Source organism: Rhizobium sp. WYCCWR10014 (assembly GCF_001657485.1).
Classification (GTDB): domain Bacteria; phylum Pseudomonadota; class Alphaproteobacteria; order Rhizobiales; family Rhizobiaceae; genus Rhizobium.
The window spans coordinates 1-14,539 of record NZ_LXFU01000030.1 but is presented as its reverse complement, the minus strand read 5'-3'; the positions used below and the strand labels follow the sequence as shown (position 1 = coordinate 14,539).

Here is a 14,539-nt window from a genome sequence, read left to right as displayed (position 1 = left end):
CTTGCAGTGATTATTTTTTGTCGTCGCGAGGCGGCGACGGGCGCAAACCGCCGCGTGCCTCGGCCTGATCGAGTTTCGCATTGGCAAGTCCAAGTAGAGAGCCGGCATGGGCGCCGGGTGAGCCGATCGCCTTTTCCTTGACCGCGGATCCGACCGCTTCGCCCGTCGCGCTCAATCCCGCACCGATGCCGCGCAAGGCAGCGCCCGTCATGGACGCACCCTCGGCACGCGCAGCACGCGCGGCGGCAAAGCCCGCGCTGGCGCCACCGCCGGCTAGAAGCCCCGCGCCCAGTGCGAATGATGCCGCCTGCCCGCCGTGGCGGATCACCTCCATGCCGCCGCTGACGGAGACGCCTTGGACGACACCCTGCAGAATGCTTGGGACGTAGATTGATATGATGAAGACGACAACTGATAGGCCGGCGATCGCCAGGCTGGTGATGAGTTGCTGCTCCGCCGCGACTGATGCCTCGGCCAAGCCGATGAGAACCTCCGAGCCGATGCGCGCGATCATTACCAGTGCCATCAGCTTCATACCGACTGAAAACGCATAGACGAGATATTTGACTGCGAAGTCCTTGGTGAAGGATGAACCACCTAATCCAAGCATGATCATGCCGGCCAACAAGCCCACATACATCTCGACGATGACAGCGATGAACACCGCAGCGACGAGCGAGAACGCGATGACGACAACAACCATGGCGAAGACGGCGGCAATAGCCAGAGAGTTGTCCTCAAAGAGGCCGAACTGAACCTGTTCGGACATTTTGTCCGCGACCTCTATGCCTGCGTCGAAGATCGCGGCCGGAGAAGCGGAGCCACCTTCCGCGCCTAACTGATATAGGCTGTCCACCACCGCTTTGGCGAGGGCTGGTCCCCGATCCAGGATAAAGGCAAAGAGACCGACGAACATGATCCGGCGAACGAGTTCCGCGAACCAACTATCCAGTGACGCAGCTTGGAGCGCTAGCCATACGGCTGCTATTCCAATTTCTATCCCGGCCAGGATCCAAAAGAGCGACTGAGCTGCCCGTGACACCGTCGACTCCCAATCCTTCGCAGCATTAACCACTTGGTTTTCCAGGGTCGAGAGCGCCGATCCTTGCTGGGCGAAGGCTGGCCCTACCGCCACGATCGCAAGGCCGATCGCAAGCATGATCAATCCGAGCGTCCGTCGTGAGCTTACCACCTTGTCCGCATCTCCTGTCCTTGCCTCAGATACCGTTTCGTCAACGGCTTAAAGAATTCCCTCAGGCGTTGTTCGGCGGCTGTCGCGGTCGTCGAGGGAGGATAGAAATGCGTGTCGACCACGATGAGGATCGTTGCGGTGGCTACTCCAACCGTACCCACGCGGAAAGCAATGATCGCAAGGGCTCACCAGCGCGGCTCCATCATTTGTCCATCGGGGATTCCTCTTCCCGCGGGAGCGAAAAACTTCTCTCTTCTCTTCTGCGCCAGGTCCCTGTCGGTCTGGTTTGCCTGAAACCAGGTGCCCATCATCGTCATTTGCTGGGAAAGTAGACCGCGCAGCTTCTGCAGCTGGGCGACCTGCTGCGCCGCGATCTGGTGGCCGACCTGCAGGGCCTTCATCTGCCCGTCCGCGCTTTGCGACATCGAGCGGAGCGAAGCCATGGTGGATTCTTCGGTCTCGAACTGATCCGCCGTCAGGCTTGCGGCCTCCAAACTGCCCGCGATCGTGTCACGGTTGGTGTCGGACCAGGACTGATAGGTCGAGGAGAAGCTCGTCCCCTCCGACAGGTTGGTCTTGAGATCCGCATAGCTCGGGAAACGCTGTTTGAGGATATCGTCGGCGTTGCCCATGGAAAAGGCGATCCCCTGCCCCTGCGAGACGACACTCTGCAGGCGCTTGAGGTCACTCTCGACTTCGCCCCAGATGTGGTTGGGAAGCTGCGCTGTATTCTGCAGCATGTTTTGGTAGATTTTCAGCTGGTTCTGGATCTGCTCGGCGAGCTGGCTGATCTGGGTAAGCTGGTTTTCGACCTGGACGCCGGAGCTTTCGAGCAGCTTGATCAGCTCGGCATTGTTGGCAAGCTGTGTCCATTCCGTTGCCGCGCCCGTCGCGCTGCCGGCGTTTGCAGGGTCAGGCAGTACGAGTGCGCTTGACACGGCTGCGACCAGCAGAAGCCTATGCGTCTTCGAGAAGCGATGCAGCATCCTTGATCCCTCTCTTTTGGAGCCAGTGAAGCGGCCATTCCGGGCCATGTTCGTAATAAAGCGCACGAATATGCTTCAAGTCGTCCTTGCTCGACGCGCCGACGAAAGAGAGCGTCAGCGGGCCAAGAGCCATGTCGAACAGGCGGCGCCCTTCGGGTGACGTGACGTAGTATTCCCGCTTCGGTATGGCGGTCGCTACGATCTCGATCTGCCGTTCGTTGAAGCCGATCCGTTCGTAGAAATCCCGGGTTCCGGCCTCGCGGGCTGCACCGTTCGGCAGGCAGATTTTCGTTGGGCAGCTCTCTTTCAGGACATCGATGATGCCAGAGCGTTCGGCATCCGAGATCGACTGGGTTGCAAGCAACACCGCGCAATTGGCTTTGCGCAGCACCTTGAGCCATTCCCGGATTTTGTCGCGGAATACCGAATGACCGAGCATCAGCCAGGCTTCGTCGATGACGATGAGGCTTGGTGCGCCGGTGAGGCGCTTTTCAATGCGCCGGAAGAGATAGGTGAGCACCGGCACGAGGTTTCGCTCGCCCATGTTCATGACTTGCTCGATTTCAAACGTCTGAAAAAGGCCCAGTTCGAGGCCGTCGCTCTCGGCGTCCAGCAACTGGCCCATCGGGCCGTCGACGGTGTAGTGATGGAGAGCATCCTTGATCTCGCGCATCTGAACGCCACTGACGAAATCCGAGATCGAACGACCGGGAGCCCCGTCCATCAGACCGATCTGGCGGGAGATGGCGTTGCGGTGATCCGGCGTGATCGTGATGCCCTGCATCGCAACCAGGCTTTCGATCCACTCCGACGCCCAGGCACGATCGCCGTCCGATGACAGTTCGGAGAGCGGGCAAAAGGAAAGCCCGGTGTCTTCGTCGGCGCCGATCTCGTAGTGATCGCCGCCGCAAGCAAGTGTCAGCGGCAGCATTGAACGGCCTTTGTCGAAGGCGAAGATCTGGGCGTTCTCGTAGCGGCGGAACTGTGCTGCGATCAACGCAAGGAGCGTCGACTTTCCCGAGCCTGTCGGACCGAACACCAGGGTATGGCCGACGTCATCGACGTGAAGGTTGAGCCGAAAGGGCGTGGATCCAGTCGCGACCTGCATCAGCGGTGGTGAATCGGGTGGGTAAAACGGGCAAGGTGCCTGCGGATTCCCGGACCAGACGGAGTTGAGCGGGATGAGATCGGAGAGATTGCGCGTGTTGATCAGCGGCTCGCGAATGTTGCAGTACCAGTTTCCAGGCAGACTGCCCAGATAGGCGTCGGTCGCATTCAGTGTCTCGATCCGTGCGCCAAAGCCCTCGGCCTGGATGAGACGCCGGATCGCCTCGGTCTTGTCGTTAAGTCGTTCGGCATCGTTGTCGAACAGCACGACGACTGGTGTGTAATATCCATAAGCGACGAGCTGTGACGACGCTTGTGCGATTGCATCCTCGGTCTCGGCGACCATCGATATTGCGTCTTGGTCGACCGAGCGACTTTGCGTCTGGAAAAGTTGGTCGAAGAAAGGTCGAACTTTCTGCTGCCACTTTTTGCGGGTGCGCTCGAGACGCACCCTCGCCTCCTCGGCGTCGAGGAAAATGAAACGCGACGACCATCGATAGCCAAGCGGCAAAGAATCCAGGCTGTTCAGGATGCCCGGCCAGCTCTCGGACGGAAGGCCGTCGATTGCCACCACGCCGAGAAAACGGTTCTCCACCTTGGGAGCAAGTCCGTGCTGAAGCTCGGCGGTCACGATCCAGTCGAGGTACATCGGAATGTCGGGGACTCTGACAGGGTGGTTGTCGCCTGTGACGCAAAAGCGGATGAACTGCAGCAGTTCGTCATAGCGAGCAACGCGCGTGCCGTCGCGCTCGGCGGTCTCCCGCGTCAGCATTCGCCTGATGGAAATGATGTTGGCGAGATACTGTTCGACTTCCCGGATCGCATTGCGGAAGATGAAGAGCACGGTGTCGGCATAGGATTGCTTTCGACTGTCTTCGTCGGAATAGATGTACTTGCTGAGCCTCGATCGACGCTGCTCGGTCGGCCGATAGGTCGCAATGATGGCGTGGCGGCTTTCGAAATGCCCCTGCTCGCGTTCGAAGTGGGCTCGTCGTTCCTCGTCGATCGCCAGAGTCACCGGATCGGGGAAATGTGATTTTCCAGCCGAGGCATAGTCGACCGTCGCGAGCCGGACCGCCTCTACCTGGATCATCCAACCGGAACCGAGACGGGACAATATGGCATTGATCTGGCGCGACACCTCGTTCCGCTCGAAATCGGTGGAGCTTTCGGAGTCAGGTCCGGCAAAATACCAGCCGGCCATCAGTGAGCCATCCTTGAGCAGAAGGACGCCGTTGTCGACAAGACCTGCGTAGGGGACGAGATCCGCGAAGGACGGCGCCGTGTGACGGAAAGCGCGAAGGGATACCATCTTTGCCTCTCAGTAGCGTCGCCAAGGGGATGACGTGGCCCGGTACGAGGGTCTGTAGGCCATGTGACGGATATACACGCGTCTCATCAGTGGATCGGCTTTTGCCATCATCCTCAACGCCGCGACGATGACGATCCACAGCGTCGCTCCGAACAGCGCGGAATAGATCGTCAGGACGACAAAGATCAGGATGATCGCCGCAAGTCCCGTGATCAGTACCAGTTCCCGGTCCGCGCCCATCAGGAGGTTGGGGCGAGAAAGCGCGCGATGTATGGAATTGCGCTGCAAGGTGGTCGCCTCAACCGCCATGACCTGCCTTCCCCTCTTCGCCATTACGGGTCTTCAGGTTGTGATCGGCAATGCCGATAGAGGCGCCCGTCGCGCCGAACAGGCCGACGATCTGGGTTGCGCCGAGCAGAATGCCGGCAACGAGCACCACATACATAAGCCGGCGGGCGAAGTCGTTGAGTTCTCCGCCGAAGATCAACATGCCGCCTGCGATTGCGACAGCAGCAAGTGCGATGAACCCGGCAACCGGACCGGTGATCGACTCTTGGATTTGTTGAAGAGGATCTTCCCAAGGCAGGCCGCCGCCCGAACTTGCCCAAGCCGGATCAATTAGGATGAAGGCCAACGCAAGCGCGACGGCGGCGAGGTCTATCGAGCGTTCAAGCCGCATGCTGCATGTCTCCATAAGTCTCGAGCTGATACTCGCCACCTATAAATCCGTGAACGCGCAGGATATCGCTGACGCGGCGGCCTTTTGGGGTTCGATCGATCGAGATGATCAGGTCAACTGCCTCGCCTATGACTGCTTGAATCGGTTGTCTGCTGACCTCTGCGGTTAGTTGTTCCAGCCGTCGAAGCGCCGATTGCGCGGTGTTTGAGTGAATGGTCGCCACTCCGCCCGGGTGGCCCGTGTTCCAGGCCTTAAGGAGTGTGAGCGCCGCGCCGTCGCGAACCTCGCCGACGATGATTCTGTCCGGCCGCAACCTCATGGTGCTCTTCAGCAACTGCGCCATGTCGACACGATCGCTCGTGCGCAATGCGACCGCGTTGCTGGCGACGCATTGGATCTCGACCGTGTCCTCGAGAATGACCAATCGGTCGTTCGGAGTCTGCTCGGCGATCGCAGCGACAACCGCATTGGTCAGGGTCGTCTTGCCCGATCCTGTCCCCCCGCAGATGACCATGTTCCACCTCCTATCTATCGCCTGGCGGATTATGAGGGCTTGGCCGGCCGTCATAACGCTGCTTGTCAGATAGTCTTCGAGCCGGATGCGCTGCGACGCTCGCCGGCGGATCGAAAAACACGGCGCGGGGACGATCGGGGGCAGCAGGCCCTCGAAACGATGGCCGCCAAGGGGCAATTCACCAGAGACGATCGGCTTTCGGTCGCCCACCTCGGTATTCAACACGTGGGCAACGCAGCCGATGGCGACCTCGGCTGCGCGCTTTTCCATCTGGCCGGCATGGGCGATCCCGCGTCCAAGACGCTCCACAAACAGATTTCCGTCGGGGTTCAGCATGATTTCGACGACGCTCGGATCGTTGAGGGCAAGGCAAAGCTCCTCGCCAAGAGCGTCCTCGAGTTTGCGGATGAGGCGCGGCAGCGCCAGGGTCGGTATCGACATCGCGGCTGCCTGCTTATGCCGCATGCTGGCGCCGCGCACCGAATGCGGAACGATAGGCGTGCGGTCGGACCCGTTCGAAGTTCTCCCAGCTGACCGGCAGGATGCCGGCCACGCTCAGCGTCTCATTGATCATGATCGGCTGACCAAGGCGCAGCATCGGCCAGCCGGCGCGCCGCAGGATTCGCTCGAAGCGAACATCCGTGGCTGTTGCGATTTCGCGGTAACCCTGATTTAGGCACCATTCGAGGATGCCTGCGAACATGCCGAACGTGACGTCGCTCAGGCCCCCTTCCCCGGCCCCACGGGACCGCGCGGTATCGACGCAGAAACGAGAGCTTTCGATCATGGACGGATCGGCGTCGAGCCGTCCTGCCGAAAGAAGCTGCGGGAAGACTTGCTGCAGCATGGTCGGACCGATGGCTGGCAGCAGCCGTGCGCAGCCGATCACCACGCCATCCGATAAGGCTAGAACATAGGTCGGTTCGAATTCGTCGAACTGATCGCGCTCCCGCCCGTTGGACCTGGAAACGTTCCAGGCGAGCCGGTCAGCGAAAACCCGCGACCGCAGCCTGTACATTTGATCGAGAAGGGCCGCGTCCTTGCGCGATTTCGTCGTCTTGAGTGCTATCAGCTTCATGATCCCGCTCCGCAATTAGGCTGGTCTGCGGATCCTGGTTTGCGGAAAGCGGCGGGTTGGTTCCAGTCGCAAATCTGTGAGTCGCGCATGGTTCAGGGCCGATGGCGACGCCGCGTTGCGCGCCGGGGCGACCGGCCGACATTGGGTCCCACTCGCAAAACTGCGGGTATAGCGACAGGGGCTGAAGGCCGCTTGATCATCTTAAGCATATGAAAAGTATGGTGAAGGCCTGCAACACATTGCAGGCAGCAGGTCATTCGTTAAGTTTTCGTTAACCAAAGAACGTTTGACGACTCACGCGATAACTGCAACCTTTGCGACGGAAAATGCGCGATGATCGGTGAAAAACCGTCGCGAGGTGAAAATGGATCAGATGACGACACGCAAGCCAACGAGCGAATCCTCCGCTGTGAAGATTACACGCCAATCGCAGATGTTGTCAGCGCAGTTGCAGTCTCTTCGCACCCATATGTATCCGCCGGAGGCGATGAAATCGTTGCGCACGTTTACCTCGCGTGACGTGGCCACCATGCTTGGGATCGCCGAATCGACCCTCCGACAGATGTCGTTGGACGGTGAAGGTGCAATGCCCGAGCGGCTGGAGAATGGCCGCAGGAGCTACACGCTCGCCCAGGTCAATGAGATCCGTCGATACCTGGCGGTGAAGCGGCCCATGGAAGCTTTGGATTTCTTGCCGCGCCGGCGTGCCGGTGAGAAGCTGCAGGTTATCGCGGTTGCGAACTTCAAGGGCGGATCGGCCAAAACGACGACGACCGTTCATCTCGCCCATTATCTCGCTCTGACGGGTTTGCGGGTGCTCGCGATCGATCTTGATCCGCAGGCATCCTTGTCGGCCATGTTCGGCTACCAGCCGGAGTTCGATGTCAGCGACAATGAGACGATATATGCGGCCATTCGCTATGACGACGACAACCGCCGGCCGCTGCGCGACGTCATTCGCAATACCTATTTTGACGGAATTGATCTCATACCAGGCAACCTGGAGCTCATGGAGTACGAGCATGAGACGCCGCAGGCGATCGCAAGCGGCGGCGGGCGCGGCGACGGGATCTTCTTTCGACGTCTCGGCGCCGTCATAAACAGCGTCGAGGAAGACTATGATGTCGTCGTAATCGATGCGCCGCCGCAACTGGGCTATCTGACCCTGGGCGCGCTTTGTGCTGCGACCTCACTGCTGATCACCGTTCATCCGGCGATGATCGACGTTGCCAGCATGAACCAGTTCCTGGCGATGATGAGCGATGTCATGCACGTCATCGAGGAGCGTGGCGGTGTTCTGGAACACGATTTCATTCGATATGTCATCACCAGGCACAATCCGAACGACGTCCCGCAGGTGAACGTCGTCGCGCTCCTGCGCTCTCTGTTCGGCGAGGACGTGCTGGCGCCAGCGGTGGTGGACACGACCGCAATCGCCAGCGCCGGCCTCGAAAAGAAGAGCCTTTACGAAATGGCGCGTGGTTCGGTTGGTCGGGATACGCTTACGCGTGCCCTGGATTCCGTCGACGCGGTCAATCTCGAGATCTTCAACCACCTCAAATCGGTATGGGGACGGTCATGACGAATGCCAAAGAACGCTCCAGTCGGATGAAAAGTCTTTTTGCGAATGTCGATTCCGCGGAGCTTGCCAAGCAAATTTCAGCTGGGCCCGCGGTCAAAGTCGGATCTGGAGCCGTCAAGTCGATGGACCGGGCCTTCGTTGCCGTCGAAGAGGAGAATGAACGCCTCCGCCTGCAATTGAGCGGTTCTGAGGCCATCGTCGAAATTGACTCCGCCCTTGTCGTTCCTTCCTTTGTCAGGGATCGCCTCGATATTGAGGGAGATCCGCAGTTCCAGGGTTTCGTCGAGGGCATTCGGGAAAACGGCCAGAGACTTCCCATCCTCGTTCGCCCCTCCCCCGACAGGCAAGGCTATTTTCAGGTCGCGTACGGGCACAGGCGTTTGCGCGCCTGTCAGATCCTTGAACGGCCCGTGAAAGCGATCGTCCGCGATCTCTCCGACGATGAACTGGTGGTCGCTCAAGGTATCGAGAATACCGAACGCGCCAATCTCTCCTTCATCGAGCAGGCGTTCTTTGCCGCGACTCTCAAGGCGCGCGGCTTCCGGCGGGAGACGATCGCCGCCGCGCTCGGCAGGGCGGATGGCAAGCTGACCTACGTTTCGATGCTGATTGGAATCGCAGAACAGGTCCCCGCCGAACTGATCGGCAGAATTGGTCCGGCTCCTTCGATCGGCCGCCCCAAGTGGGAAAAGCTCGCCGCCCATTTCAAGGATGGCAAGGCTCCGGCCGCGGCCCAGGCGATCATTGATAAGGTGACCTCGACGGCTGTATGGGCCGCTGCCACGAGCGATCACCGCTTCGCCGCGCTGATGAGCGCGCTCGAACACAAGGCGGCCCGAGGAACTCAGGGCGAAGTGGTCGACGTCGGTGGCGGCGCCGTAATCACTGCGAAATCCTCGCGTTCTTCAACGCTTATCACGATTCCGGAAAGCAAGGTGCCTGGCCTGTCGGCTTGGCTCGTCGAAAGGCTTCCGGCGCTGGTGGAGGAGTACCGAAAACAAACGGGAGAGGCGCCGATGGGGTAGGCTAATTCAGAAATAGGAAAGGGCTCACCGACGGCAATCGGCGAACCCTTGGAATCCTAGCCGACAGTACGAAAACGTCCCATCGACATCAGCTCTTACAAACTGATTCTATGACGGACCGCTTGCACAATCAACCCCTGCGTAACAGCCGGGAATGAAAAACTGTGCCCGTCTGCCGGCTTTCATCAACAAGAATCTCGATGGAGCCGCACGCCAAGGCGTTGCGGGCAGCTAGCCCATGACAGAAGCAACGGCAATCGCATCGTTCAGGCGCGTCAGTCCGGCCATTCTCGCAAGCGCGCGTATGGCGATGGCCAACGACATACCGGACACCTCGAAGTCGGAGATCTCTCTCCTGCTGAAAAAGGCAGCGCCGATCCTTGGGATCGACGGCACGACCTATCATGTTTTGGACATTCTCCTTGGCCTCTCGCGCGCTGAAGACTGGAAAGGCGGCGGGCGACCGATCGTTGCCATCTCGAATGCCAAGCTTGCCGAATATACGCTGCGCTCCGAGCGCACAGTGACACGTTGCCTGCGCAGGATCGTTGAGGCTGGGATCGCCGCCTACCGTGACAGTCCGACTGGCCGGCGTTTCGTGTACCGCGACAGTGACGGGATGGTTGCCAGCGGCTTCGGGCTTGATTTCACGCCGGCGCGCGTACGGCTCGCCGAGATCAGGGAGAGCGTCGAGAACTATCAAAGGGAACTCAAGGCCAGCCAGGATGCACGTCGCGCGGTCACGAGGGTTTCCAGGGCAATCATCGATGCCTGCGAGGCGTTCCCGGAAAAGGCAGATATCTGGAGGAGCGCTGCGCAAGCGATCATCGACGGCGTTGCCGGCAGGGCCGAACAGGCAAGCGGTCTCGAATCAATCCACGCAGGGGTTCTTGAGTACGCTGAACAACGTTTCCAGGAGCATAATATGTCATGCGCGGGTGACATCGGCGTCACCTCTATTATTAATACAACCCCTAAAAACCTTTCTGATAGTAATGAACGGACCCGCTCTAACGAGCGAGACATAATTTCGACTAACGACGGCTCCGCCGTCGAAATGGCTTATGAAAATAAGCCTCAAGCGGCGGCGGGTGACATGCAATCCCGGTTGCCGGAGGCGGAAAAGACAGTTGGTGATATCCAAGGTGCCGTTCTAGCTACGGTGCCGGTTGGCTTGCTGCAGGTCGGGTGCCGGGCGGCGCAGGAATGTGTCAGCGTGGAGTTTGACGGATGGTCCGATGTTGTCGGGGCGGCCGAAATGATGCGGCGCATGATCGGCCTGTCGGAGGCTGCATGGGTAGACGGCGTAGGGCGGGTCGGCCGTTATGCAGCCTCCGCCATCTTAGCGACCGTGCTCGAAAAATCCTTGCGTGATCCGGAGCTGATTGCAAAGCCCGGGGGCTATTTCCGTGCAATGGTCGACCGGGCGGTCGATGGAAGTCTTCACCTCTCAAAAAGCCTTCACGGTCTTGCCGATAGCGAGATGAACAAGCGGAATAGATAGGCGAAAAAGTAACAGCTGTTACCCCGCCCTTGGGCTTGAGGAACGGCTCCATCGCGCCGAGTTTGCGTTATAGCCGCTACGGGAAGAGATCGAGTTCAGGGGGTGGCCTTGGCATCTGGCTCGGATGGGCGGCAATGGAGCGGTGCATACAGAAAGAGTGGTCGCTTCGTCGGGTATCCGTTTGCGCCGAACGTCAATGCAGCCATATTGCATCTGGATTTCGCAGCAAGACGGCGAGGGCTGGCAACTGCACTGAAGTATCTTCCCTCAAAGCCGTGGCCGATTAGCGTCATTCCTCGTGTCCACTGAAAGACCCTGCCTGGCTGCCGATCTTGAACACCCTCCGATGTGAATGTGTTGCCGTTGATTGTTCAGTATCGATCACGGAGTCAGCGTCGACGGTTCTGGCGGTTGCGATCTCGCTCCCTGCCTGCGTGCTTCATGCTTTTCGGCGGTGAAAAGCTTTGCGCGTCCTTGGAGTTACTCGGCTCGCAGAAGAACATGGGTGTTGGAGGGCATAGGCGAAGGAGGTCTTCGAATGTTCATTAAGGAAGCTATGCCACCTGTTTCGTCGCGCTTGTGCCCCGCTAGAGATAATTGTGCATTGATGCCTAGAGGTCCCGAACTTCTAGTCGGGGTGTGCGGCACCCGCCAAGCAGAAGAGGTCCCAGGTAGGACGGCAATGGCGCTTGCGGGTGTGGGTTCTGCGGGCCGTCTCGGCCGGGAGAGATGGACGGGTGAGGGTGCCGATCGTCGCCTCGTTTTCCCTCCTCTATCCGACATAAGCTGCTTATCCACGGACGGAGAGGGCCGGGCAGGGTCCGGTCGACACACCCGTTTGGCCGGGACATCAACTGAATTTTTTTATTGGTCGCGTTGGGCGAACTACGCGATCTCAATAAGAGGCACTCAAAAGGTAACAGCTGTTACCTTTTGAGTGCATACAAGGATGCGACCCTTCTCTTACCTCAAAAAGCTTACTCACCAAAAGCGACCCGGCTTCGGGGAACTTCGGACGTTACCGGTAGGTGCCGAGCGGTCTGACGTTCAAAGTGTGACGGATTGCGCCGATCACTTCCCCCGAGGACAGAAGGAATCGGCTTTCGAGTGGTTCAAGCGGCGCATGAACATAGATGAAATGCGGCCAACCTTCCTACGTCCAGTTCCACTTCATGAGTTATAGGCGCCCTCTATAACTCACGATAATGTATTGCGATGAGTGATAGAAATGAATTCTATCGCTCATGTAATGGATCAAAGGTGGTCGGGGAGACCCAGAGAGCACCTTGAAAGGTTCGAATCGACGTCATCCAAAGGGCAGCAAACCCATGTGTCGGCAATCAAACGCGCCTCGTTCGGCTGCGTTACAACCAGCACAAATAAGCATATGAGCATGCGTCAGCAAAGGATCGGATGTGGACGTTTTTCGGAGGGTGAGTGTGGCCGCAAGTACCAGAGCCGAGCACCAGCGTTGCGGATCATCTGACGGATGGCGACCGACTTGTGGGAGCCGAGATTATCCATCACGACGATGTCGCCGGGTTTGAGCACCGGTACGAGTTGCTGCTCGACATAGGCGCGAAGCACTCACCGTTGATCGGTCCATCGAAGACACAGGGTGCGGTGAGCCGATCGCAGCGCGGTGGCCGCCCATCTTCCCAGGCTCGACAGAACCGCTCGAACGATAACGCTGCCACCACTTTACCGCTGAAGACACGGCAATACCGAACCGCGCCGCAACCGACCGGCAGCTCTCACGGGCTTCGATTGCAGCAACAACACGCTCACGAAGATCATTGGAAAGAGGTCGCGTCATTCGATGCTGGCCTCCACTCCAGCCAGCATCTTGAATCACAAAACACCCAAAACGGAATCCCTGCCGATTCAACTAAATCCGGATACGCCCTAAGTAAGACTAATCAGAGCTTTGCCTATCGAGGCTAGCGGCATTGCTTCCACATCGTGCTTTAGGGGGAAAGTTTCCTGCCCAGGGTAAACGACGATGCGTCGTGCCGGGTCGAGATCTTCACATGCAAGATAGAAGCCTTTCTCGAGTTTCGGTGTCAGGCTCCGCTTGATTTCGATAGCCCAAGGTCGTTCGCCCGGGGGCGTTAGAAGAACGTCGATCTCGGCACCAGCCGACGTCCGATAAAAATTGCACTGAGTTCCGGGCGGCGCTGCTGCAATCAAGGTCTCGATCACGAACCCTTCCCAGCTTGCTCCGGCGACCGGGTGCCCGAGCAGGTCCTCCTGAGTGGTCAGTCCCAAAAGGGTGTGGGTGATGCCGCTATCGCGAACATAGACCCGCGGTGATTTGACCAGGCGTTTGCCAATGTTTGCGTGCCAGGGCTCTAGGCGTCGTACGAGGAGTAGATCAACCAGGAGATCGAGATAGGAGGCGACCGTCTTGCCATCGACGCCGAGCGAACGCGCAAATTCCGCGGCATTTAGCAGTCCTGATTGGTGATGCGCAAGCATGGTCCAGAAGCGCCGCAATGTCTCGGCTGGAATGCGAGGACCAAGCAAGGAAATGTCTCGTTCCAGATAGGTTCGTATAAAGTCTTGCCGCCAGCGCTGGCTTTCACGATCACTCGCTGCTAGGAAACTATCTGGGAAGCCGCCCCGCACCCATAGCGTATTCAGATCGTCAACTGGCACTTCCAGGCCGTCGATCGGACTCATTTCAAGGTAGGCGATGCGACCGGCCAGCGTCTCACCTGACTGTTTCAATAGATCGATTGATGCGGACCCGAGCAGCAGGAAATGGCCAGCCTTTCTTCCATTTCGCCGGCCCCGGTCGATAAGCCCACGCAAGTTCTGAAAAAGATTTGGTAGCCGGTGAACCTCATCCAGGATAACGAGCTTGTCGCTGTGCTGGCTGAGATATAGTTCCGGCTCGGTGAGTTTGGCGCGGTCGGCATCCGATTCCAGGTCGAGATAGATTGATGGGCGCTGTTCGGCTATGGCAAGCGCCAGCGTCGTCTTGCCGACCTGACGCGGGCCAATGAGCGCAACGGCGGGGCTCGAATCGATCAACTCAATCAGTTTTGTAGATATTCGACGTTCAATCATCCTTGCATTTATGGTGGGTAATTCCGTAATTGCAAGGATAATATGTTGAGTTTGGGCTGTGTCAGTTGGCGCGTCGCGCGGCGTTCACATTGGTGTGTGCCTAACGGCTCGCCGCGCCGGTCGCGCTGGCGACTGTCTGGGACGGCCGCGAAATTCCCCGCCTCGGCATGGGATGCTCGGCGATCAGTGGCCTCTCCTCCGTGACAGAAGAGCGCTGCATCCGCGCGTCGCATACGAACATCATATATCACACCATTTGAGCCGCCCGCCCGCTTCGACGTGTCGCGCTGTTGTAGTAACTTGACGCTTGTTGAATCGAGCGGTGGCGGGACTGCTCCATCGCCTCCGGCAGAGGGATGCCACGGTTTGCCGCCTCGGTCAGATATCCAGATCGTAGCCCGTGGGCGGAAAACTCCCCACGGTCTAATCCAGCCAGTTCCACCCGCTGCTTGATGATCGCGTTGACCGACTGCGGATCGATCGCCCGT

At 58.9% G+C, this 14,539-nt stretch carries 13 protein-coding genes and 2 pseudogenes; 3 read left to right on the top strand and 12 right to left on the bottom strand.

Going from position 1 to position 14,539, the window contains the following annotated elements:
• Window positions 1-10 precede the first annotated feature (10 nt).
• From trbL to traI, 8 genes are all read right to left on the bottom strand, one after another.
• Window positions 11-1,165: a P-type conjugative transfer protein TrbL gene (trbL, locus tag A6U98_RS10905; protein WP_082933873.1), complete on the bottom strand. Its 1,155-nt coding sequence runs from the start codon at window positions 1,163-1,165 to the stop codon at window positions 11-13.
• A 20-nt stretch (window positions 1,166-1,185) separates the two neighbouring features.
• A complete protein-coding gene (locus A6U98_RS35705; RefSeq protein WP_245304502.1) occupies window positions 1,186-1,314 on the bottom strand; it encodes a hypothetical protein in 129 nt (42 codons plus the stop codon).
• 63 nt (window positions 1,315-1,377) lie between these two features.
• Window positions 1,378-2,178, bottom strand: a complete 801-nt coding sequence (trbJ, locus tag A6U98_RS10900) for a P-type conjugative transfer protein TrbJ (RefSeq protein ID WP_064649793.1) — start codon at window positions 2,176-2,178, stop codon at window positions 1,378-1,380.
• Window positions 2,150-4,597, bottom strand: coding sequence for a conjugal transfer protein TrbE (locus A6U98_RS10895; protein WP_064649792.1), 2,448 nt, complete (start codon window positions 4,595-4,597; stop codon window positions 2,150-2,152). Before A6U98_RS10895 ends, trbJ begins: the two co-directional genes overlap by 29 nt.
• Before the next feature lie 9 nt (window positions 4,598-4,606).
• Window positions 4,607-4,906: a conjugal transfer protein TrbD gene (locus A6U98_RS10890; protein ID WP_064649791.1), complete on the bottom strand. Its 300-nt coding sequence runs from the start codon at window positions 4,904-4,906 to the stop codon at window positions 4,607-4,609.
• Window positions 4,896-5,276, bottom strand: a complete 381-nt coding sequence (locus A6U98_RS10885; RefSeq protein ID WP_064649790.1) for a TrbC/VirB2 family protein — start codon at window positions 5,274-5,276, stop codon at window positions 4,896-4,898. The genes A6U98_RS10890 and A6U98_RS10885 overlap by 11 nt, the downstream gene beginning before the upstream one ends.
• Window positions 5,266-6,231 carry a P-type conjugative transfer ATPase TrbB gene (trbB, locus tag A6U98_RS10880; RefSeq protein ID WP_064650051.1) on the bottom strand — a complete coding sequence of 322 codons (966 nt, stop codon included), beginning with the start codon at window positions 6,229-6,231 and terminating at the stop codon, window positions 5,266-5,268. Before trbB ends, A6U98_RS10885 begins: the two co-directional genes overlap by 11 nt.
• A gap of 13 nt (window positions 6,232-6,244) precedes the next feature.
• Window positions 6,245-6,868, bottom strand: coding sequence for an acyl-homoserine-lactone synthase TraI (traI, locus tag A6U98_RS10875; RefSeq protein WP_064649789.1), 624 nt, complete (start codon window positions 6,866-6,868; stop codon window positions 6,245-6,247).
• Between the two features lie 364 nt (window positions 6,869-7,232).
• On the opposite strand from traI, the gene repA reads away from it, so the two are divergent.
• The 3 genes from repA to repC all read left to right on the top strand — a co-directional run bounded on the left by repA (window position 7,233) and on the right by repC (window position 10,979).
• Window positions 7,233-8,450 (top strand): plasmid partitioning protein RepA, encoded by a 1,218-nt coding sequence (repA, locus tag A6U98_RS10870; protein WP_064649788.1) that lies wholly within the window; start codon window positions 7,233-7,235, stop codon window positions 8,448-8,450.
• Entirely contained in the window at window positions 8,435-9,475 is a 1,041-nt protein-coding gene (gene repB / locus A6U98_RS10865; RefSeq protein ID WP_064649787.1) for a plasmid partitioning protein RepB, read from the top strand. Before repA ends, repB begins: the two co-directional genes overlap by 16 nt.
• A 238-nt stretch (window positions 9,476-9,713) precedes the next feature.
• A complete protein-coding gene (gene repC, locus A6U98_RS10860) occupies window positions 9,714-10,979 on the top strand; it encodes a plasmid replication protein RepC (protein WP_064649786.1) in 1,266 nt (421 codons plus the stop codon).
• 1,054 nt (window positions 10,980-12,033) lie between these two features.
• On the opposite strand, the pseudogene A6U98_RS37590 reads toward repC, so the two are convergent.
• The 4 genes and pseudogenes from A6U98_RS37590 to A6U98_RS10850 all read right to left on the bottom strand — a co-directional run.
• Window positions 12,034-12,114, bottom strand: a pseudogene (locus tag A6U98_RS37590) (Fic family protein); the annotation flags it as partial.
• 296 nt (window positions 12,115-12,410) lie between these two features.
• Window positions 12,411-12,795, bottom strand: a pseudogene (locus tag A6U98_RS35700) (transposase); the annotation flags it as partial.
• 89 nt (window positions 12,796-12,884) lie between these two features.
• Complete coding sequence (locus tag A6U98_RS10855) at window positions 12,885-14,051, bottom strand: ATP-binding protein (protein WP_064649785.1); 1,167 nt, start codon at window positions 14,049-14,051, stop codon at window positions 12,885-12,887.
• Window positions 14,052-14,298: 247 nt separating this feature from the next.
• A partial coding sequence (locus tag A6U98_RS10850) for a tyrosine-type recombinase/integrase (RefSeq protein WP_156667831.1) occupies window positions 14,299-14,539 on the bottom strand: 241 nt, incomplete at its 5' end.

What these genes read in the sequence shown, in the direction of transcription:
- trbJ (WP_064649793.1), bottom strand. Translation starts at nt 2,178, where the DNA reads ATGCTGCATCGCTTCTCGAAGACGCATAGGCTTCTGCTGGTCGCAGCC.
- A6U98_RS10895 (WP_064649792.1), bottom strand. Translation starts at nt 4,597, where the DNA reads ATGGTATCCCTTCGCGCTTTCCGTCACACGGCGCCGTCCTTCGCGGAT.
- A6U98_RS10890 (WP_064649791.1), bottom strand. Translation starts at nt 4,906, where the DNA reads ATGGCGGTTGAGGCGACCACCTTGCAGCGCAATTCCATACATCGCGCG.
- A6U98_RS10885 (WP_064649790.1), bottom strand. Translation starts at nt 5,276, where the DNA reads ATGCGGCTTGAACGCTCGATAGACCTCGCCGCCGTCGCGCTTGCGTTG.
- trbB (WP_064650051.1), bottom strand. Translation starts at nt 6,231, where the DNA reads ATGTCGATACCGACCCTGGCGCTGCCGCGCCTCATCCGCAAACTCGAG.
- traI (WP_064649789.1), bottom strand. Translation starts at nt 6,868, where the DNA reads ATGAAGCTGATAGCACTCAAGACGACGAAATCGCGCAAGGACGCGGCC.
- repA (WP_064649788.1), top strand. Translation starts at nt 7,233, where the DNA reads ATGGATCAGATGACGACACGCAAGCCAACGAGCGAATCCTCCGCTGTG.
- repB (WP_064649787.1), top strand. Translation starts at nt 8,435, where the DNA reads ATGGGGACGGTCATGACGAATGCCAAAGAACGCTCCAGTCGGATGAAA.
- repC (WP_064649786.1), top strand. Translation starts at nt 9,714, where the DNA reads ATGACAGAAGCAACGGCAATCGCATCGTTCAGGCGCGTCAGTCCGGCC.
- A6U98_RS10855 (WP_064649785.1), bottom strand. Translation starts at nt 14,051, where the DNA reads ATGATTGAACGTCGAATATCTACAAAACTGATTGAGTTGATCGATTCG.